18 protein-coding genes are annotated in these 21,160 nt (G+C 32.2%); 16 read left to right on the forward strand and 2 right to left on the reverse strand.

Annotated elements, in window-relative coordinates; translation table 11 throughout:
- Position 1: 1 nt before the first annotated feature.
- From IEV77_RS02030 to flxY, 9 genes are all read left to right on the forward strand, one after another.
- Positions 2 to 607 carry an outer membrane beta-barrel protein gene (locus IEV77_RS02030; protein WP_188461344.1) on the forward strand — a complete coding sequence of 202 codons (606 nt, stop codon included), beginning with the start codon at positions 2 to 4 and terminating at the stop codon, positions 605 to 607.
- Between the two features lie 5 nt (positions 608 to 612).
- Positions 613 to 978 carry an ApeI family dehydratase gene (locus tag IEV77_RS02035; protein ID WP_188461346.1) on the forward strand — a complete coding sequence of 122 codons (366 nt, stop codon included), beginning with the start codon at positions 613 to 615 and terminating at the stop codon, positions 976 to 978.
- A gap of 10 nt (positions 979 to 988) precedes the next feature.
- Complete coding sequence (locus IEV77_RS02040) at positions 989 to 1,486, forward strand: hypothetical protein (protein WP_188461348.1); 498 nt, start codon at positions 989 to 991, stop codon at positions 1,484 to 1,486.
- A 34-nt stretch (positions 1,487 to 1,520) separates the two neighbouring features.
- Positions 1,521 to 2,186, forward strand: a complete 666-nt coding sequence (locus IEV77_RS02045; protein WP_188461350.1) for a hypothetical protein — start codon at positions 1,521 to 1,523, stop codon at positions 2,184 to 2,186.
- Positions 2,187 to 2,261: 75 nt separating this feature from the next.
- Complete coding sequence (locus IEV77_RS02050; RefSeq protein ID WP_188461352.1) at positions 2,262 to 3,464, forward strand: DUF2062 domain-containing protein; 1,203 nt, start codon at positions 2,262 to 2,264, stop codon at positions 3,462 to 3,464.
- Entirely contained in the window at positions 3,457 to 7,149 is a 3,693-nt protein-coding gene (locus IEV77_RS02055) for an MMPL family transporter (RefSeq protein ID WP_188461353.1), read from the forward strand. The genes IEV77_RS02050 and IEV77_RS02055 overlap by 8 nt, the downstream gene beginning before the upstream one ends.
- The gene (locus tag IEV77_RS02060; RefSeq protein WP_188461355.1) at positions 7,146 to 8,678 is read left to right on the forward strand and encodes a phytoene desaturase family protein; all 1,533 of its coding nucleotides are present in this window, start codon (positions 7,146 to 7,148) and stop codon (positions 8,676 to 8,678) included. The genes IEV77_RS02055 and IEV77_RS02060 overlap by 4 nt, the downstream gene beginning before the upstream one ends.
- A gap of 8 nt (positions 8,679 to 8,686) precedes the next feature.
- Positions 8,687 to 10,357, forward strand: a complete 1,671-nt coding sequence (locus tag IEV77_RS02065) for a C45 family autoproteolytic acyltransferase/hydrolase (protein ID WP_188461357.1) — start codon at positions 8,687 to 8,689, stop codon at positions 10,355 to 10,357.
- A gap of 160 nt (positions 10,358 to 10,517) precedes the next feature.
- The gene (gene flxY, locus IEV77_RS02070; RefSeq protein ID WP_188461359.1) at positions 10,518 to 11,816 is read left to right on the forward strand and encodes a flexirubin biosynthesis putative acyl-CoA ligase FlxY; all 1,299 of its coding nucleotides are present in this window, start codon (positions 10,518 to 10,520) and stop codon (positions 11,814 to 11,816) included.
- Between the two features lie 18 nt (positions 11,817 to 11,834).
- On the opposite strand, the gene IEV77_RS02075 is transcribed toward flxY, so the two are convergent.
- Positions 11,835 to 13,643, reverse strand: coding sequence for a hypothetical protein (locus IEV77_RS02075; RefSeq protein WP_188461361.1), 1,809 nt, complete (start codon positions 13,641 to 13,643; stop codon positions 11,835 to 11,837).
- A gap of 202 nt (positions 13,644 to 13,845) precedes the next feature.
- On the opposite strand from IEV77_RS02075, the gene IEV77_RS02080 reads away from it, so the two are divergent.
- The 6 genes from IEV77_RS02080 (at position 13,846) to IEV77_RS02105 (ending at position 18,552) form a co-directional block, all read left to right on the forward strand.
- The gene (locus IEV77_RS02080; RefSeq protein WP_188461363.1) at positions 13,846 to 14,601 is read left to right on the forward strand and encodes a hypothetical protein; all 756 of its coding nucleotides are present in this window, start codon (positions 13,846 to 13,848) and stop codon (positions 14,599 to 14,601) included.
- Between the two features lie 113 nt (positions 14,602 to 14,714).
- A complete protein-coding gene (locus IEV77_RS02085; RefSeq protein WP_229736557.1) occupies positions 14,715 to 15,269 on the forward strand; it encodes a MepB family protein in 555 nt (184 codons plus the stop codon).
- Positions 15,270 to 15,370: 101 nt separating this feature from the next.
- A complete protein-coding gene (locus IEV77_RS02090; protein ID WP_188461365.1) occupies positions 15,371 to 15,955 on the forward strand; it encodes a lipid-binding SYLF domain-containing protein in 585 nt (194 codons plus the stop codon).
- A gap of 46 nt (positions 15,956 to 16,001) precedes the next feature.
- Positions 16,002 to 17,075: an NADH:flavin oxidoreductase gene (locus IEV77_RS02095; RefSeq protein ID WP_188461367.1), complete on the forward strand. Its 1,074-nt coding sequence runs from the start codon at positions 16,002 to 16,004 to the stop codon at positions 17,073 to 17,075.
- A gap of 166 nt (positions 17,076 to 17,241) precedes the next feature.
- Complete coding sequence (locus tag IEV77_RS02100) at positions 17,242 to 17,466, forward strand: hypothetical protein (RefSeq protein ID WP_188461369.1); 225 nt, start codon at positions 17,242 to 17,244, stop codon at positions 17,464 to 17,466.
- 132 nt (positions 17,467 to 17,598) lie between these two features.
- Complete coding sequence (locus IEV77_RS02105; RefSeq protein WP_188461371.1) at positions 17,599 to 18,552, forward strand: bile acid:sodium symporter family protein; 954 nt, start codon at positions 17,599 to 17,601, stop codon at positions 18,550 to 18,552.
- Between the two features lie 185 nt (positions 18,553 to 18,737).
- On the opposite strand, the gene IEV77_RS02110 is transcribed toward IEV77_RS02105, so the two are convergent.
- A complete protein-coding gene (locus tag IEV77_RS02110; protein WP_188461373.1) occupies positions 18,738 to 20,087 on the reverse strand; it encodes a dihydrolipoyl dehydrogenase family protein in 1,350 nt (449 codons plus the stop codon).
- Between the two features lie 336 nt (positions 20,088 to 20,423).
- On the opposite strand from IEV77_RS02110, the gene IEV77_RS02115 reads away from it, so the two are divergent.
- Entirely contained in the window at positions 20,424 to 21,071 is a 648-nt protein-coding gene (locus IEV77_RS02115; protein ID WP_188461375.1) for a DNA alkylation repair protein, read from the forward strand.
- The last annotated feature ends 89 nt before the right edge of the window (positions 21,072 to 21,160 follow it).

Raw genomic sequence — 21,160 nt, forward strand, 5'->3', positions numbered from 1 at the left:
CATGAAAAACCTCCTGTTGGCTCTGTGCCTTTTTAGTATTATAAACGTTTCGTTTTCACAAAATGAAAAAGGAATTGGATTTCGCGGTGGTGTTAATATTTCTAAATTAAGCACTGCTGATTTAGAGGTGAAAACCAATGCATATTTTGGCATGTTTTATCAGGTTAGATTGTCTGAATTATATGCATTGCAACCAGAAATAGGCTATTCCAATCAAGGAGGAAAAACAAAAGATGGTGATAATATTTATGTAGAATACCTAACGTTTGGCTTTACCAATAAATTATTTTTGGCTCCAGATGTTGGGTTTTATATGTTAGTAACTCCTGGTTTTGATTTGGATATAGACGACACGCCTTTTGGTTTTATGAATAGAAACAACGACGAAGGCAACGATGCAACCTTTATAGATTTCAGCATGTCTTTTGGTTTAGGTATCCAATTTAAAAATGGATTGGCTATAGAAGCGCGATATAAACAAGGTTTAATTGATGTATATTCGGGTACATTTCATAATTTTGACTCGGAATTATATGAAAACAGATCCCAATTTAATTCTGTTTTTCAAATTGGTCTCGCTTATACATTCAACTTAACTAAAAACTAATAGTCATGCTATTAAAAGATTTTTATAAAGTAAACAGCCTTACCGTAGTCGAAAATTTAGCAACTGCTGAAATTACTATCAACAAAGATCATGAAGTTTTTAAAGGCCATTTTCCTGGAAACCCAGTAACTCCAGGAGTGTGCATGATACAGATAATTAAAGAGCTTACAGAGCAAATTGTCGATAAAAAGCTTTTTATGGAATCGTCCAGCAATGTGAAGTTTATGGCCATTATCAATCCTGAAAAAACACCAGATTTAGTTTTAGAATTGGATATAACCGAAACAGAAAATGGCTACAAAGTGAAAAATAGTACAACTTTTGAGGATACTGTGGCATTAAAATTGACTAATAATTATATTATAAAATAAAACAGTTTTTTTGAGAATTCTAACTCTATTCATATCCATTATCGGTTTCTTTACGCTTAGTCAAGATCTAAGCGACATTCGCATGGCTTATAAAGAAGCACCTCAAAATAGCGAAAGTGCTGATTCTTTTTATAACATGTTTTTAGAAGTTACTAAACAAGACAATGTGGCTTTGGTGGCTTATAAAGGAGCTTCTATGGCAATTAAAGCCAAATATGCCGGAACGATAAAAGAAAAGAAAAATGATTTTATAGAAGGTGTCTCTTATCTTGAATTTGCAATTGAAAAGGAACCAAATGCCATTGAACCAAGGTTTATTCGATTAGGTATTCAAGAAAATTCACCTAAAATATTAAAGTATAAAGATAACATAGACGAAGACAAACTTTTCCTTCTAATACAATACAAAAACATTCCTTCAACAAATTTAAAAACCCATATTAAAGACTATATTTTACAATCCACCGTCTTTACTGAAGAAGAGAAATTAAGTATCAGCAACCAATAACTACTTTTAACTTCCACTAACCTACTTGAATCTTATGAAACAAATTACTATTCTATTTTTACTACTTTTCACGCTATCGATAAATGCACAAGATGTTATCATCATGTCCGATGATGAAGAAATTTCCGCTAAAGTTGAAGAAATTCATATTGAAACCATTACATATAAAAGATTTGATAATCTCTCAGGACCTACATATCATGTAAAAAAATCTGATGTTACTAAAATTATTTTTGAAAATGGGCATGAAGAGGTTTTTGAAGTTGCTGAAACTAATTCAGACTCTGAAGACGAAAGTGTTGCTACGCTGGAAGAAACCCAAGCATTTTTATTGGAATATATTAATAAGTATTGCTATGATGACAACGGATATTTAAAAAACAGATATAAAGCCAAGTTCGAAGGAGATTATTTAAGACTAATCGTAATGAATAAAGACCAGACCAAGGAATTGAGCAACTATTTATACAATTTTAAAAATGTGTATTCATTTAGACGTCCGGACAGAAGAGATGACCAACTTGCCTATTTAAATTTTTATGTGCCATTTTTAGCAAACGAAAAAAAGGACAAATGGGATAAACTAAAATTAGTGATGAGTGTAGAAGGTCATGATCATGCTCAATCCATTGTAAATGCTTTAAAACATTATAACTTTCTTCTAAAAAACAATAGCAAAGATCCAGGTCAAAAATTTTAGCTCTAATTATTTATTCTACAGGATTAAATAAGAAGAAAAATCAGTAATTTCGAGTAGGTAATTTTTAAGACTCTAATGTCATTGAATAACGAGCTAATAAACAATAAAATATCCCAATTGCATGTATGTGTTATTATTCCAACATACAACAATCAACATACCCTAAAACGAGTTCTCGACGGTGTTTTAGAATTAACAAATAACATCATTATTGTAAATGATGGCTCTACAGATGGCACTTCAAATATTCTTAAAGAGTATCAACACCTTCAACAATTCCATTTCCCAGAAAACAGAGGAAAAGGAGTTGCTTTAAAAGAAGGATTTAAACATGCTATTTCTTTAGATTATCAGTTTGCAATTACTATCGATTCGGATGGACAGCATTTTCCTAACGATATTCCACATTTCATCAACGCATTGGAACAAAATGAAACCAAGGACATTTTAATTATAGGTTCCAGAAATATGGAGCAAGAAGGTGTTCCAGGTAAAAGTAGTTTTGGTAACAAGTTCTCTAATTTTTGGTTTTGGATAGAAACAGGTATCAAACTTAAAGACACACAGTCTGGATTTAGATTATATCCCTTAAATGTGATTAAAAATCTAAAATTATATACCACTAAATTTGAGCTTGAAATTGAAGTCATTGTAAAAACAGCTTGGAAAGATGTGGAAGTTAAAAACATGCCTATTCAAGTACTTTACGACGAATCTGAACGTGTGTCACATTTCAGACCTTTTAAAGATTTTACCAGAATTAGTATCTTAAATACCTGGTTGGTATTTTTAACCTTTATCTATTATTTCCCAAGAAGACTTATTAGAAATATTAAAAAAAAAGGGCTGAAACGTTTTCTAGCTGAAGATTTATTAGGAAGTAACGATTCGCCTAAAAAGAAAGCTTTATCCATTGCTTTAGGAGTTTTTATAGGATTTTCCCCGCTTTGGGGACTTCAAACCATTTTAGTTATTTCCCTTGCTATTTTTCTGAAATTAAATAAAACCATTGCTTTTGCTTTTTCAAACGTTAGCTTACCTCCTTTTATTCCATTTATTGTTATTGCTAGTTTGGAATTAGGACAATTGGTTTTAGGCGAAAAAATCTCCTATTCTATTGAAGAAATGATGGAAAATTTTGAAGCAATTGAACATCTAAAAACGTATCTTGTTGGAAGTTTTACCTTAGCCATAATTGGTGCAGCGGTATTTGGGAGTATCGGATACTTTTTCTTCACCTTTTTTAATAAGAAGCATGTAGCTTTAAAAAATGACTAACTTTTTTTACAACATACATACTTACTTAGCCTCTAAAAAAATAGTAGGCTTTTTAGCTTTAGCCTTATTGGTTTTAAGCCTAGGATTTCTTGCTTCTAAAATTACTTTTGAAGAAGATATTACGAAACTTATTCCTATTAACGAAGAAAATCAAGATGCGCAGAAAGTATTGAAATCTGTTAATTTTGCCGATAAGATTATCGTAAATATTAAACGAGAGTCCTCTGGATCAGTTAACGATTTAACTCAATACGCCACACAATTTATAGATAGCATTAATAAAACCTCTAGCAGTTATTTTACTAAAATTCAAGGAAAAGTTGAAGACGATGAAATTCTCAACACTTTAGATTTTGTTTATAACAATCTCCCTCATTTTTTAGAACCTTCAGATTACAAAACCATACAAAGCAAGCTTCATAAAGATAGTATAGAAGCCTTAACAAAAGCGAATTACAAAACACTGATTTCACCTTCTGGAATGGTCGCCAAAGAAACCATTTTAAGAGACCCCTTAGGTTTATCCTTTTTAGCTTTAAAAAAATTACAGCAATTAAGTTTCGGTAATGAGTTTACCATGCAAAATGGGTTCTTGCTAAGCAAGGACAAAAAGCACATCTTACTTTTTATCAGTCCAACGCATTCCTCTAGTGAAACTTCAGAAAACGCCCTTTTTGCCGAACAACTTTATAGCTTAAACACAAAATTAAACCACGATTTTAAAGGCAAAGTAAGTAGCGAATATTTTGGGGGTGCTTTGGTTGCAGTTGCCAATGCAAAACAAATAAAAAAAGACATTCAACTAACCGTTGGCATTGCAATAACGTTTTTACTATTAATACTTATTGTGTTTTATAGAAAGTTAAGTGTTCCAATAATTCTCTTTATTCCTACGGCTTTTGGGGCTTTATTAGCTGTTGCTTTATTGTTTTTATTTAGAACAAAGATTTCTGCAATTTCCTTAGGAATTGGTTCGGTGTTGTTGGGTATTACTTTAGATTATGCTTTGCATATATTAACACATATTCGCAGAAACAACAATGTAAAAGCATTATATCAAGAAATTACCAAGCCTATTTTAATGAGTAGCTTAACAACGGCTTTAGCATTTTTATGTTTGCTGTTTTTAGATTCTCAAGCGCTCCAAGATTTAGGTCTTTTTGCAGCAATTAGTGTTCTTGGAGCTTCATTTTTCGCTTTAATATTTATTCCTTTGGTTTATAAAGAAAAAAATAAAACCACTAAGAAAGCAACCCTAATTGACAAAGTGGCTTCTTATCCGCTTCATAAAAACAAATGGGCCTTAATCGGATTGGTTCTGTTGTTTGTTATGAGTTATTTTACTTATAACAAAGTGACTTTCAATAACGATTTAGCCAATTTAAATTTTGAACCAACAGAACTTCGTGAAGCACAAGACAGACTGGATGCCTTAACTAATATCAATTCCAAATCTGTTTATATAGCTACTTACGGAACGAATGAACAAAAAGTACTTCAAATAAACGACGGTGTTTTTTCAACCTTAAAAGATCTTAGGGAGAAAGATAGCATTATTGGTTTTAGCTCCATTAGTGCTATAATAAAATCTAGAGAAATCCAAGAGCAACAACTTAATACTTGGAATAATTTCTGGACAGCAGACACCAAACAACTTGTCCAAAAAAATCTAGTAGAAAGTGGTTCTAAATTAGGTTTTAAGCCAAATAGTTTTAATGGGTTTTATTCACACTTAAATTCCAATTTCACAACCCTAAACATAGAAGATTATAATAAGTTTAAAACCATCTCGGTTGACGATTATATTGCCACAAAAGAAGATTTTACAACCATTACAACTTTAGTGAAATTAAAAGACGATCAAGCCGATAATTTGTTTAGCAAATTTGAAAATAACCAACAAACCATGGTTATAGACAGAAAACAAATGAACGAAACCTTTTTGGGCGGCCTTAAAACGGATTTTAATAGCCTAGTTGGATATTCATTTTTAGTCGTTTCATTACTTCTCTTGCTTTTCTATCGCAGTTTTTCATTAACCTTGGTAACACTTGCTCCTATTGCTTTAACTTGGTTTTTAACCCTAGGAATTATGGGACTGTTGAATATTCAATTCAATATTTTCAATATTATTATTACCACCTTTATTTTTGGTTTAGGAATAGATTATAGCATTTTCATTACCAATGGTTTATTACACGAGTTGCGAACAGGAGAAAGTTCTTTACCAACTCATAAAACCTCTATTTTACTTTCAGTCATTACTACTATTTTAGGGGTTGGGGTTTTAATTTTTGCCAAACATCCAGCATTGCACAGTATTTCTTTGGTATCTCTCATTGGAATCCTTTCGGCCATGCTTATTTCGTTTACTATTCAACCTCTTTTATTTGGCTTTTTTATAGGGAGCAAACATCACAGAACCTCACCAGTTCACATGTTTATATTCTCTTCTATCTCCTTTATTTATTATGGCTTAGGAGGTTTAATTTTATCTTTAATTGGAATTGCTTTTATGAAAGTAGTGCCAATTAGCATGAAAATTAAAATGAATTGGTTCCATAAAGTCATGTCCAAATTCATGAAATCGGTTTTAGACTCATATCCCTTTTTTAAAACCAAAGTAATAAACAATTCTAAAGAAACGTTCGAGAAACAAGCTATGATTATAGCTAATCACACGTCATTTTTAGACATTTTAGCCATTGGGATGTTACATCCTAAAATTATTTTTTTAGTAAACGATTGGGTTTATAACTCCCCATTTTTTGGTAAAGCGGTGAAACTTGCTGGTTTTTATCCAGTTTCTAGTGGTATTGAAAAAGGTGTTGATCATCTTCAAGAAAAAGTGAACCAGGGTTATAGTTTAATGGCATTTCCAGAAGGAACTCGTTCTTATACCAATAAGGCAAAGCGTTTCCATAAAGGAGCTTTCTTTTTAGCTGAAAAATTTAATTTAGACATTGTACCTGTAATGATACATGGAAATTCTGAAGTACTTCCAAAAGGGAATTTTGTTATAAAAAAAGGGGTTATTTCAGTTAAAATACTAGATAGAATCTCTTTTGAAAACGACCTGTTTTCAGGAACTACGCGAGAAACTACTAGAAAAGTAAGTACTTATTTCAAAAATCAATTTAATATCTTTAGGCAAGAAACTGAAGGTGAAACTTATTTTCATAAGGTCGTTTTGGAAGATTTTAGATATAAAGGAGATGGGTTATATAAACAAGTGAAAGCCGACTTAAAAGATAATAAAACGGCTTATAAAACCATCATGGATTCTGTTGGAGAAAAAGACAGTATCCTTCATATTTCAAAAGCTTGCGGACAGTTAGATTTCTTATTAGCTTTAGATAGACCTGATAGAAAAATCATTACATATTTTGAAGACAAAATAATTAGTGATATTATAAAAAACAGTTATCTAAGCAATAATCATTATAAAATCTCAGTTTTAGATGGGTTGGAAGAAGTTCTAACGAATAAAGCAAATGTGCTTATTTTAGATGACATTTATTTGACAAACAATCAAATGGAAGTTGCCATTTCAAACGGTGTAACTAAAATTATTTTACTTCATTTGGACTTAGAATTATATTCTGAAATTCTTAAAAAACAGTTATTTAAAATTGAACAGCAAATAGCGAATTGTATCATACTAATAAAATCTGATAGTATTTGAAACCAAAGTCACATTACGATATTGTTATAGTTGGCAGTGGCTTAGGCGGTCTTGTTTCGGCAGTTATTCTAGCCAAAGAAGGTTATAGTGTTTGTGTTTTAGAGAAAAATCAGCAGTATGGAGGCAATCTTCAAACCTTTGTAAGGGACAAATCTATTTTCGATACAGGCGTTCATTATATTGGAAGTTTAGATAAAGGCCAAAACCTCTATCAATACTTCAACTATCTAGGTATCATGAAAGAGCTTGCTCTAAAAAAGATGGATGAAGATAGTTTTGATACCATTACTTTCGACGACGATAAAAAGGAATACCATTATGCCCAAGGCTACGATAAATTCATAGAGAATTTAATTGCAGATTTTCCAGATGAAGCAGAAGCCATTCAAGCTTATTGCGATAAAATTAAAGAAACCTGCGACAAATTCCCCCTTTACAGATTAAAACCTGGCAGACCTTATGCAGATGGCGTTTTTAAACTGCAAATTAGAGAGTTTCTAGAATCAATTACTACTAACAAACGCCTACAAGCTGTTTTGGCTGGCACTAATTTTCTATACGCCGGAGATGGCTATAAAACGCCTTTTTATGTTCATTCTCTATCGGTAAATTCATACATTCAAAGTGCCTATCGCTGTCTAAACGGTGGTAGCCAAATTACAAAACTTTTAATTCGAAGACTTACGGAAGCTGGAGGTGAAGTTTACAAGTATCACGAAGCTGTTAAGTTTGAATTTGAAGATAAAAAAATACGATCTGTAATTTGTGAAAATGGGCATGAAATTCATGGTAATATGTTTATTTCTAACATCGATCCAAAACTAACCCTGAAGTTAATTGAAGATGGAAAACTTAGAAAATCTTACACCAATAGAATTGAAAATATAGAAAGTACCATTGCGGCATTCAGCCTTTACATCGTATTAAAACCAGATAGTTTTAAATATTTAAACAAAAATTATTATCATTTTAAATCGGTTGATGCCGTTTGGAATGGGCAAAATTATACACAAGAAACTTGGCCTGAAAACTATATGTTATCTATGGGAGTCAAGAAAAATAATGACCAATATGGCGATAACATAACCATTATGACTTATATGCGTTATGAAGAAGTTCAGGCTTGGGAAAAAACCTTCAATACAGTAGCCGATAAAAACGATAGAGGTCAGACTTACGAACAATTTAAACAGGAAAAAGCTGAAAAAATCATTTTAGAACTGGAGAAAAAATTTCCAAATATTAGAGATTGTATTCAAGAAACTTACACCTCTTCCCCGCTATCCTATAGAGATTATATCGCCACCAATCGTGGCTCCATGTATGGCTATACTAAAGATGTTAGTAAACCCATGCAATCTTTTGTTTCCCCTAAAACAAAAATAGACAATCTACTATTTACAGGACAATGTTTAAACATGCATGGTATTTTAGGTGTCACAATTGGTGGTGTTGTAACCTGTTCTGAAATTTTAGGCCAAGAATATTTATTAGATAAAATTATTCAAGCTAATAAAATACCAGAATAAATATAACAATGAGATTAACAACCTACATACTATCATTCTTTTTACTTATAAGTTTAGCCTCTTGTGGTGTTTCAAAATCGATACACGACCTTCCAGATGTTAGCATGTATGAATCAAGTCTTCCAGAACGTACTCAAATTTCGGACACATCTTTTACTACTGAAAATGGCTATCTAACAAAAAACAGCTTTGGCCAATGGGAATTATATGCTTCTGGAGATCCATATCAAATGGGTTTAAACATAGGAAGTTTAACTCAAGAACTTTTTGAAGCGCAAGAACATGCTTTTTTGAGTAAAGTAGATCTATTGGTTCCTTCTAAATTCAAACAATATCTGTTGCGAAAAATGTTAGCTTGGTACAACCGTAAAATGTATTTGTACGTTCCCGAAGAGTATAAAGCTGAAATATTAGGTGTTTCAAAATACGCAGGAGACGATTACGATTATGTTGCAGACGATTACCTCAGAATTCTCTATTTCCATAGCGCACACGATATTGGTCATGCCCTGCAAGACCTCATGCTAGTAGGATGTTCGTCCTTTGCAGCCTGGGGAAATAAATCTGAAGATGGTAACTTAATTATCGGCCGAAATTTCGATTTTTATGCTGGAGATGATTTTTCTACAAACAAAATAATTTCATTTATTAAACCCACCAATGGTTACAATTTTATGTCGGTAACTTGGGCTGGCATGATTGGCGTAGTTTCTGGAATGAACGATCAAGGGTTAACCGTTACCATTAACGCTGGAAAATCGGATATTCCTTGGATCGCCAAAACACCTATTTCCATTGTTACGCGAGAAATTTTACAGTATGCTTCCAACATTGAAGAAGCTATTGCCATTGCTCAAAAACGTCAGGTTTTTGTTTCAGAATCTATTTTCGTTGGAAGTGCTCATGACAATCGAGCCATTACTATTGAAGTGTCTCCAAAGAATTTCGGTGTTTATGAAGTTGAAAATTCCAATCAGCTAATTTGCACAAATCATTTTCAAAGTGAGGCTTACGCAGACGATGAAAAAAACAGCAAACACAAGGCCGAAAGTCATTCGCAATATCGTTATCAGCGCATCGAAGAACTATTTAACGAAGCTCCAAAAATAACGCCTCAAATTGCAGTGGATATGTTACGAAACAAAGAAGGACTGCACGATGCCACCCTTGGTTATGGAAATGAAAAAGCACTTAATCAACTTTTGGCGCATCATAGCGTTGTTTTTAAACCCTCAGATCGTTTGGTTTGGGTTTCTGCAAATCCATATCAATTAGGTGCTTTTGTTGCTTATAATTTAAATACTATTTTCAATGAAGGTCCAGAAAACAGGGAAGCAAAACCCTTAAACAACAAAAAACTGACTATCGAAAAAGACCCTTTTCAATATACAGAAACCTATTTAGATTACGAAAAATATCGTGTAATAAGTAGACAAGTTGAAAATGCTATTGGTGATGATGATTATGTGGATCCAAACACGTTAAGAGCATTGCAGGAAACAAATCCAGATTATTGGCAAGCCTATTATTTAACAGGGAAATATCACTATGAAAACAAACAATTTAGGGCCGCATTAAATGCATTCCAAAAAGCAAAAACGAAAGAAATTACAACGGTTCCTGACCAAGAACAAATAGATTTGTATATTAAGAAGATTACAAAGAAATTAAACGATTGATTCCTAGTCATCAAAAATTAGTGAAATTATGTTTTTCCTCCTGCAAGGTCTCTTTTCGACCTTGTAGGTATAAAGCCCAAACAATAAATACCTACAAGGATTTGAAAACCTTGCAGGATAAAAAAAAATAAAAAGATACCCACTTTCGTGGGCAATAAATATGATTCCCAAAATAGAACAAGCATCACCCAAAGAAATAAAAACCTTTCAAGAAGAAAAATTGAAAGACTTATTACAGTATTTAAATACGCAATCACCTTATTACAAACGCGTGTTTAAGGAACAAAATATAGACATTAGTTCCATAAATTCTTTGGAAGATTTAACGAAAATCCCAACCACTACCAAAGATCAATTGCAACAATACAACAACGATTTTTTATGTGTTCCTAAAAACAAAATCATCGACTATGTAACAACTTCTGGAACTTTGGGTGATCCTGTAACATTTGCTCTAACAGACAACGATTTAAACCGTTTGGCTTATAATGAAGCCATATCTTTTGCCTGTTCTGGCGTTACAGAAAATGACGTGATGCAACTCATGACTACCATGGACAGACGTTTTATGGCGGGATTAGCATATTTTCTTGGAGCTAGAAAACTTGGGGCTGGAATTATTCGAGTTGGAGCAGGAATACCAGAATTACAGTGGGATTCCATCTTAAAATTTAAACCTACCTATCTTATTGCGGTTCCTTCTTTTTTATTAAAGCTTATTGAATATGCGAACCAGCATGATATTGATATAAACAAATCTGGTGTTAAAGGCGCTATCTGCATAGGCGAACCTTTAAGGAATCAAGATTTTTCATTAAATACTTTAGCAGACAAAATTACCTCTCAATGGAACATAGAGTTATTTTCAACTTACGCTTCTACCGAAATGAATACCGCTTTTAATGAGTGTGAAAAGCAACAAGGTGGCCACCAACATCCAGAATTGATTATTGTTGAAATTTTAGATGAAAATGACCAACCGGTTTCCACAAATGCTGTTGGCGAACTAACAATTACCACTTTAGGAATTGAAGGGATGCCTTTGCTTCGTTTTAAAACTGGAGACATGGTTCAAGCACATACGGATTCTTGTGGTTGTGGCAGAAATACCATGCGTTTAGGGCCTGTTGTAGGTAGAAAAAAGCAAATGATAAAATATAAAGGCACAACTTTATATCCCCCAGCAATGGATAATATTTTAAACGATTTTAATGAGGTAGAAAGCTATATCATTGAAATTTCAAGCAATGCCATAGGTACAGACGAAATCTGCATTAAAATAGCCACAAATTCGCCTACAGACAGCTTATTACCTAGAATAAAAGATCATTTTAGAGCTAAATTACGCGTGTCTCCACGAATTGAAATTCACGATAAAAAAGAGATTCAAAAATTGCAATTTCCAATTATGAGTAGAAAACCAGTTATGGTTATCGACAAAAGGAATATAGATTCTTAAAACTCTTTCTTAGTAACATTAAACCAATTCCAAATTCGGAATCCTAATAGCTTTGAGTTCTTTCTTATAAAATTGAAGTTCTTTTTGAATGATGCTATTTTCAGAAGATATTGTCGTTAAAAATAAATCTTGATAATAGGAAATGCCATCAAAAAGATTGCTTTTAAAGGCTTCCCATTTCTTGATTTGTTTGGATGTAACCTCCTCTGAGATAGTAGCAATTTCATTTTTTAAATATTCCACATACATTTTCAATTCTTTAACGAACATGTTTGGACGCTCCACCTTAGAAAGTACAGAGGTCTTTCCATAAATATGTTGAATCATAGTTGAAAGCGACACTTCTTTATCAAAATAAGCCATATTTGGTCCTGGACAAATTACCACACCTTGCTCCTGACCTTTAATTTGAATATCGTTTTCTAAATAGGAAGCATTAGACAAACCAACACAAAGACAAGCTTTTTCGGTGATTTTTGCTTTGGCATTTTCATACATATTTGAAGCTACTTCATCTCTTTTTTCTTCTAATTCTTGCAATTTTACATCTTGATATTTTTTCGAAGCTGTACAAATACCTTCTGGTCCAAATTCTTTGCTTAGAGCCAAATACTTTTTCGGACAAGAACTTCCAGCTTTATCATCATCAATACGTTTTTGTTTAAAGAACTCGTTAGTGGTGCCTTTTATGGTATTAAAAGGAACTCCTAAAGGAGAAATACCACTTAAGTATAAATCGGTTTCTTGAGCCTTCGCTAACAAATCTCTAGTTTTCTTATCTACAGACGTGGCTTCGGGAACCAATAAAAAGGGTGTTCCCCAACCTACAGAGTCTACTTGATAATTGTCAAGTAAAAATTCGTGTTCATTAGCCGTTCCAACACCACCTTGAACCGTGATTTTTAAATCTAGAGGCTGTTCTGGAACAGCTAATTCCTTCGCGCTTAACCCTTTCACAAACACATCGTGTGTCTCTTGAATTAATTCGGCTTTTTTGTTTTTAAATTCCTCTAAAATAGGCCCCAATAAAAATCCTTCTGTTGCAAAAGCATGTCCGCCACAATTTAATCCAGATTCAATGCGGTATTCTGAAACCCAAAGTCCTTTTTTAGCTAAGAATTTCCCTTGAATAGTAGCCGAACGATAATCGCTCACTTTCAAGATGATTTTCTTTTTTAAATCCCCTTGATTATCTGGAAAGAAGTCGCTAAAATTTTCAAAATAACTATATAATCTAGGATTCATTCCAGCAGAAAGCACAACCGAAGAACTAAGATTACTATTAGCAAAACCACGAAGTGAGGCATGTGCATCATTAAACTCTACAGGTAATTGTTCGCCTTTTATAAAATTATCTTTATCGACTTTAGTCATAATATTTACATCAATATCACCAGCCTTTAAATGTGTTTCAAGATAATTTTTAATGCTCTCCTTAAATAAAGTTCCTTCATTCAGCACAGTAAAAAGTCCTTCTTTTATTGTGGATTTACTAGGTAACGTAGCTATATAATTCTCTAAAGCTACTTTGCTTTCGGAAAGTTCCGTTTTAAACTTTGCGAATTTTTCCTTTACAATAGTATCTACTAAATTTAAATAGGAAGTAATACGTTCGGCGCGATAATCTTGTGCTTTTTTAGATATTTCCTGATATGGTAAGTCAAATTTCTTGCTGTAGAACGCATTCATTTTCTCCATAAGCTCATCATCTATAATCGAAATTACAGACGAAATTCCATATTGAGCCACGCGAATTGGGCTATCTATGGTATAAGCTAATCCCATAACTGGAATATGAAATGTGTGTAATGATTTTGGTAAACTCATCTATTAATTTTTAAAAATTAAATAAGTTACAAACTTAATCAAATGAAAACATATTTAATACCTTTTAGTCTTTTATTAATTTTAATAAAAAAACAAGCTTAGAAATTAAAGAATTAAGATAATATGTATATTTATATAACCCACAACCAATGGGTTACAAAATTTTGTAGCATTGAAGCTTTATATATTTACACCATAACTTATGAAGTTAGAAGTTAAAAATACCATTGAATATATCATCAATAACAAACGTGCCTTTATACAAAATGATGTCGAAAAACATATTGTTTTGCAATCTTTTGATTTTGCTTTTGAAATGATTTTTGGTTCTGGCCACCATAGAAACCATAGATCTGGCGGTCTACACAATAGACCCAAAGGAGAACTATTTGCCAATACATTTCAAGGTAAAATGGCTGAATTTGTAGTTTATAATTATTTAACTAAGAATGACTTTCCAGATATAGAAAAACCAGATACAAGTGTTTCCGGAAAAGGAATTTGGGATGCTTATGATTTGATGTATAAAAACAAGAAAATAAATATTAAATCGGCTACATTTTTCTCAAATTTACTCTTACTTGAATGCAAAGATTGGAACAAAAATGGCGAGTACATTCCAAATATAAAAAACACTTCTAGCAAAGATTATGATTATTTTATATTGGTTAGAATAAAGCCAGATATTAAAAAGTTATTGCAAATAGAAAAGCTCTTCAGTGTTGATTTTGTGGAGAAAACCAAACTTCAAGAGGTGATCTTAAATGAAAAATGGTTTTACGATTTTGGTGGCATTTGCAGTAAGAAAACTATAAAACATATTATTAATGAACACTATTTTTTACCTCAAAATGCCTTATTAAATGGTAAAATAAAGATCGATGCAGACAATTACTATATTCAATGTGGGGATTTGAAAGACATCAATTTTTTATTAAAACACTTAAAAGAATTATAAAATTAACTATCTCTCGATTATAATTTAAAATCTTCACTTAATGAAACATTAGATAAAAATCTTAAAAATTCTAAAAATACTTTAGATAACCTATATCTTTAAACTCTTGAAAAATGTTTTATCTCAAGACTAGAAAGACTACCAATTTCCCAATAAAAATAGAAGTAGAATACATGAACCAGACTCTGAATAAAATTAAAACAGAAGTTTACGAAAAATGTAACCTGAAAATTTCAAACCTAGAAATTGAGTTGGAAAGCAAAGAATACCATGCTTGTAAGTTCAAACTAAATACTTGGAATATACTAAGCAGGAAAGCGAAAATTACACCTACAAAAGCTGGACAATTCGTAACATGTTGGAGGAGAAATAAAGATGGCATTACAGAGCCGTTTGATGATACCGATCCTATTGATTTTTATACCATAAATGTACAACATGAAAATTTACTTGGACAATTTGTATTTCCAAGATCTGTGTTAATTAAACATGGCATTATGTCTACCGAAAAAAAAGATGGAAAAAGAGGTTTCCGCGTCTATCCTGCTTGGGATAAAGCAGAAAATAAACAAGCAGAAAAAACCCAAAAATGGCAATTAAACTATTTTTATGACATAGGAAAATCTACAGATTTTAAAAAAGTACTTGCCTTATATCACGGATTATAAAAAGTAATTGAAAACTACATTTATAAATCCCGTTATAAATAATACTTATCTATAATTAGATTAGAAGTTCAAAAGAAATGGTAATTTTAAAAAAAAATAATATGAAATTTAAAAAACCATCAACATTCTTAACAACATTAATTATTCTATTCATTTCAATGACTATAAATGCACAAGAAGGCACTAAAAAAAGCAAAGATAATCCTTCTCAAGAGCGTGCAGATATAGAAAAAATGAAAAATAAAGCCCTTAAAGAACTTTACAAAATAAACCCTGCCGCAAAAAATGAGATTGCAAATGCAAAAGGATATGCTGTTTTCGGAAACACAGGAGTAAATGTTTTAGTAGTTTCCTCAGGAAATGGCGCTGGAGTAGCGTATCAAAATGGAAATCCAACCTATATGAAAATGTTTTCGGCCGGAGTAGGTGTTGGAATTGGTATTAAAAAATTCTATGCTGTTTTTGTTTTCAAAACTACAAAAGCTTACGAAAATTTTATTGAAGATGGCTGGCAAGGTGGCGCACAAGCTGATGCCGCTGCAAAAGATGATAAACAAGGTGCTGCTTTAGGTGGAGCCATCAGCATCTCTCCAGATATATTATTGTATCAAATTACACGTAAAGGTTTGGCTGCTCAAGCAACTATTCAAGGAACAAAATATTGGAAAGATAAAGACTTGAATTAATGCCATACGCTTCAATTTTAAACTCCAAATTCTTTAATATTTTATTATGACCAAAGCAAATTCAACACTTACATTCTCTTGTGGAACAACCATGAAAAACAGATTCATGTTAGCTCCAATGACAAACCAACAAAGCCATGAAAATGGAAAACTTTCTAATGAAGAACTAAAATGGTTAACCATGAGAGCGGAAGGCGGTTTTGGTATCGTCATGACTTGCGCCTCGCATGTACAAGAAATTGGAAAGGGATTTCCCGGTCAGTTAGGGATATTTAGTGATGATTTAAACGAAGGCCATATAGCGTTAACAACTAATATAAAGGCACAAGGAAGCTTAGCCGTTATTCAATTACATCATGCAGGCATGCGGACACCTTTTGAACTCATTAATGAAAAGCCTGTTTGCCCTTCTAATAATGAAGAAAATAATGCGCGAGAACTTACTTTAGAAGAAGTTAAGCAACTTAGAGATGATTTTATTACTGCGGCCATTCGTGCAAAAAAATGTGGTTATGATGGTGTTGAAGTACATGGAGCTCATGGATATATTATAACGCAATTTTTAAGTTCAGAAATAAACAAAAGAACAGATAATTATGGCGGATCTTTAATAAACAGATCTCGAATACTCTTTGAAATAGTGGATGCTATAAGAGAAAAATGTGGCAAAGATTTTCTTCTTGGAGTCCGTTTGTCTCCAGAAAGATTTGGAATGGACCTAGAGGAAGTAAAATGGGTTTGTCAGCAATTAATTGATGGTGGAAATATTGATTTTTTAGATATCTCTTTATGGGATAGTTTTAAAATACCCAATGAAGAAAAATATCAAAAAAAGACTTTATTAGAACACTTTAGCAACTTAGATTTTAAAAACGTAAAATGGACGGTCGCTGGAAAAATTAATACGGCTGTAGATGTACAAAAGATCTTAGATTCTGGAGTCGATTTTGTAACTATTGGAAAATCTGCCATCCTACATCATAACTTTCCAAAACTGGTTATGGAAAACCCTGCTTTTATTCCAATTGAAACTCCAGTTTCCAAAGTGTATCTAAAAAATGAAGGATTAGGTGATAAGTTTATAGAGTACTTAAAAAGATGGCCAGATTTTATTAAATAACCATTCACATTTTACAACATTCAGAATTATTAACCAAGGTTCGTAAAACAAGGTATCTAGCGCTTAATATAAAATAGCTTATTTTAGTGCTAATTTCAAAAGCAAATTCGTAACGAAATCATCCAGACTTACTTCAACCCTCATATAATGCAAAAATAAAATTATTATGAAATTAAATTTATTGTCCTGTGATGCTCAGAGACCAGATAGAAGAGCAATTGCCCAATGTATTATGGAAATTTCATCTAACATAAGTGAATCCTTGGCCAATGAACTTACAGATATCCTCTTAGAAGGTGATGCTGTAGATATTGAGGTGGAAGATAAAAATTCTGGTTCCGCTTTAAGAGCTTTGCGAAAACTGAGTATTGATTACGAAATTATAGAATAAACTCTGTGGTTCATTATATAGAGGTGTAGAGAAGGATTGAAAAACTTTAAAATAACGATTTAAAAAGAAATGACATCATCTCAATATAAAAGCAAATTTTTAAAGTAAAGCAATGAACAAAAGATAATAGTATTGAAATTAAAAATTGATAAGTTTATCCTATCTATAATAGCGGTAATCGGCTTAGCCTATATTTTTCCGCAATGGGGAACTCAAGAAAGTGAAATTCCTATTGACACGATTAGTGCCATAGGAATTTCGCTTATATTCTTTTTTTACGGACTTAAATTAAATCCGACTCAAATAAAAGCAGGCCTCAAAAATTGGAAATTGCACCTTTTGGTGCAAGCTTCTACCTTTTTAATGTTTCCATTACTGGTTTTATTATTCCGTCCATGGATTCAAAATCAGGAACAAGAAACCATTTGGCTAGCGTTCTTTTTCTTGGCCGCATTGCCATCTACAGTATCATCGTCAGTTGTTATGGTTTCCATTGCAAAAGGAAATATTCCAGCAGCCATTTTTAATGCTAGTATCTCTGGAATTATAGGAATTATGATTACACCACTTTGGATGGGCTTGTTTATTAATAATGCACAAACAGATTTTGATTTTACAGATATTTACGTCAAACTTATTGTTCAAATAATTTTACCTGTCGTTTTAGGGATTTTATTACAGAGATTTTTAGGTGAATTTGCGCATAAACATAGTAGTAAGTTAACCATATTTGATAAGTCTGTTATCCTATTAATAATTTATAAGAGTTTTGCAGAATCCTTTGAGGATCATATATTTAGTTCCGTTTCACTTTTAGATTTACTCTCCATTTTTATAGGAGTCGCCGTTTTGTTTGTAGCCGCGTTTTTATTAACCGGTTTTATGGCTAGAAAATTAAAACTTAATAAGCAAGATCAGATTACTGCACAATTCTGTGGAACTAAAAAATCGTTAGTACATGGTACTGTTTTCTCTAAAATACTTTTCGGAAATATGGCATCTATTGGTCTTGTTCTTTTACCTCTCATGTTATTTCACGCGTTTCAATTATTAATAATTAGTATGGTGGCAATCAAAACTGAGTGACCAAACGGAACTGCCTGCTTAGTTTTAAGCTCATTATCAATTATTTTTATAAGCGGACTATTATTAAAAATGAGTACATAAATGACGATGAAATTTGACGTTGTGGTGAAACCTTCATATTAAAAACTTTGACCATATATTTTATACATTTACGCCTTACTTACAGTTTATAAATAAATTTCAATTTATAACATCGATTTAATATCATTTCCCCAAGAAGGATAAATAAAAATCATGTTTTTCACAGCATCAGTTGTTAGTTTTAAATTGATTGCCATGGTAAACAAATTAATGGTTTCTACGGCGTAAGAACCTAAAATATGAGCTCCTACAATTTGATTGGTACGCTCGTTAATTAAAATTTTATAGCCATAAGCTTTCTCATTACTACGTTTGGCATTGTACCAATCTGACACAAATTCATGCTTTACAATAATGTTATTATATCTTTTTTTTGCTTCTGCTTCAGAAAAACCAACAGTAGCTATATTTGGTAACGTAAATACGGCTGAAGGAACATTGGGAATTTTAATTTTACTACTGTTACCGTTTATAATATTTTCTGATACCACTTTCGCTTCTATTCCAGAAAGCGGGGTAAGCGGAACACTGTGATCAGAAACATCACCACAAGCATATACATCTTTATTGCTGGTGTTTTGTAAAAAAGCATTCACCGAAATGCCGTTATCTGAATAAGCTACTTTCCCTTTTTCTAAATCAAGTTCATTAATAGCAGGAACTCTCCCCGCGGTATTAAAAATCATTCTCGCTTTTAACGAGGAGTTTTTATCATCCTTCTTATAATTAACTCGATAATTTTTATTCAATTTTTCTATACTAGATATTTCAGAATTAAATAAAAATTTAATTCCTATCTTTTTAGATATCTCAACCAATTCTGTAGTTAAATCGGGGTCGAAAGCTTTTAATGTGGTACTTCCCTGCTCCATGATGGTCACGTCGCAACCATATCTCGCAGCCATATGGGCAAATTCCATACCTACATATCCAGCACCAATTAAAATGATAGTTTTAGGTAGTTTTTTTAATTCCAGAAAATCATCGCTTGTCTTTAAGAATTTAGCACCTTCCATATCTAATACTCTAGGAATTTGACCTGTGGCAATAACTATTTTTTTAGCCACAATGGTTTTCCCTTCTACTAATAGCGTATTCTTATCAATAAACGTAGGCGATTGATGATATAAAGTAACTCCTAATTTCTCTAAAATTTTCTCTGTACCGGCTGGTACTTTATCTGTAAATTTCTTCTTGAATTTTTGGTTTGCTTTCCAATTTAATTTGGGCAAAGTAGAGATTCCTTTTCCCATTAGATTGTCGGCGAAATCAAAAACTTCTGTCGGTCCCAGAATTATTTTTTTAGGGTCGCAACCTCTATTAGCGCAAGTTCCACCAAATTCACGGTTATCAGCTATAGCAACTGTCATACCTGCTTTAGCACAAGTTTTAGCTACATAACGGCCAGCAACACCACTTCCAATTACAAAAACATCGTATTCTATATAGTCCATAATTAAAAATATCTCTTTTTATGATATTAGATTGACTTGTATGCTAATTAAATTAACTCGAAAGTTTTTCACTAGTCAATCAATGCTGGTAGAATTTCAGAAAAAGAAGCATGCATTTTACAAGAAGAGGATTTAAATAATAATTCTTAATTAGCCTAACTTTTTATGAAGGTCAAATTTGATAATAAGCTATTCTTATGAATAAATAAAGGACAAACCACCCACATGAATATTTCATACTATTAGGGCGGTTCCTTGAATAAAAATGGAAATTTCACTTAGACTCATTTACTTTTATTAATTTAGGCCTAATCGCCTGATAACTTTAAGAATTAAATGACTGCTAAAGAATTTATTGAAACTTTAAAAATAATCGGGCAAGATTATTCAGAGGGAATTCCGAAAAGGGAGATATTCTTATTGGCAAAAGAGTATCAACAAATTCCAGTCTTTGAGGTTGTAAAATTGCTAAAAGATAAAAATGAAAACCACCGACTTGGAGCAGTATCTATATTAGATTGGAAAGCTCGAAATAAAAAAACTTCCAAAGAAGAAAGGAAAGAATTATACAGAGCATATATTGACAATCATCATTGGATTGACAATTGGGGTTTAGTAGATAGAGCTGCACCTTACGTTGTTGGCGGATATTTGTACGACAAAGATAAAAAGGATTTATACGATTTAGCAAAATCCAAAAACCCAATGGAACGAAGAAGCGCAATAGTCAGCACTTATTATTTCATTAGAAAAAATGACATAGAGCACACATTTAAAATTGCTGATATTCTTATAAATGACACAGATGAATATGTTCAAAAAGCTGTAGGAAGCTGGATAAGGGAGGCAGGAAAACGTAATGAAGAGACCCTAAAAGCTTTCCTCAATAAACACGCAACTAAAATGCCGAGAATAACACTTCGGTACGCCATTGAGAAATTTGACAAGGAAACGAGAATGCATTACTTGAATTTGACCAATTAAATTACTTTAGTTTATCAATTAATTTCCGCTACTAATAAGCTTCATAAACCCATGCTAATACTTGTTAAATTGAAAGATTAAAGTTTTCT

Source organism: Xanthomarina arctica (genome assembly GCF_014638915.1).
GTDB lineage: Bacteria > Bacteroidota > Bacteroidia > Flavobacteriales > Flavobacteriaceae > Xanthomarina > Xanthomarina arctica.

Bases quoted from the DNA above. Each gene is read 5' to 3' on its own strand.
- IEV77_RS02050 (WP_188461352.1), top strand. From the start codon at position 2,262: ATGTCATTGAATAACGAGCTAATAAACAATAAAATATCCCAATTGCAT.
- IEV77_RS02075 (WP_188461361.1), bottom strand. From the start codon at position 13,643: ATGAGTTTACCAAAATCATTACACACATTTCATATTCCAGTTATGGGA.
- IEV77_RS02055 (WP_188461353.1), top strand. From the start codon at position 3,457: ATGACTAACTTTTTTTACAACATACATACTTACTTAGCCTCTAAAAAA.
- IEV77_RS02115 (WP_188461375.1), top strand. From the start codon at position 20,424: ATGACTGCTAAAGAATTTATTGAAACTTTAAAAATAATCGGGCAAGAT.
- IEV77_RS02065 (WP_188461357.1), top strand. From the start codon at position 8,687: ATGAGATTAACAACCTACATACTATCATTCTTTTTACTTATAAGTTTA.
- IEV77_RS02045 (WP_188461350.1), top strand. From the start codon at position 1,521: ATGAAACAAATTACTATTCTATTTTTACTACTTTTCACGCTATCGATA.
- flxY (WP_188461359.1), top strand. From the start codon at position 10,518: ATGATTCCCAAAATAGAACAAGCATCACCCAAAGAAATAAAAACCTTT.
- IEV77_RS02090 (WP_188461365.1), top strand. From the start codon at position 15,371: ATGAAATTTAAAAAACCATCAACATTCTTAACAACATTAATTATTCTA.
- IEV77_RS02035 (WP_188461346.1), top strand. From the start codon at position 613: ATGCTATTAAAAGATTTTTATAAAGTAAACAGCCTTACCGTAGTCGAA.
- IEV77_RS02110 (WP_188461373.1), bottom strand. From the start codon at position 20,087: ATGGACTATATAGAATACGATGTTTTTGTAATTGGAAGTGGTGTTGCT.
- IEV77_RS02080 (WP_188461363.1), top strand. From the start codon at position 13,846: ATGAAGTTAGAAGTTAAAAATACCATTGAATATATCATCAATAACAAA.
- IEV77_RS02100 (WP_188461369.1), top strand. From the start codon at position 17,242: ATGAAATTAAATTTATTGTCCTGTGATGCTCAGAGACCAGATAGAAGA.
- IEV77_RS02085 (WP_229736557.1), top strand. From the start codon at position 14,715: ATGTTTTATCTCAAGACTAGAAAGACTACCAATTTCCCAATAAAAATA.
- IEV77_RS02095 (WP_188461367.1), top strand. From the start codon at position 16,002: ATGACCAAAGCAAATTCAACACTTACATTCTCTTGTGGAACAACCATG.
- IEV77_RS02030 (WP_188461344.1), top strand. From the start codon at position 2: ATGAAAAACCTCCTGTTGGCTCTGTGCCTTTTTAGTATTATAAACGTT.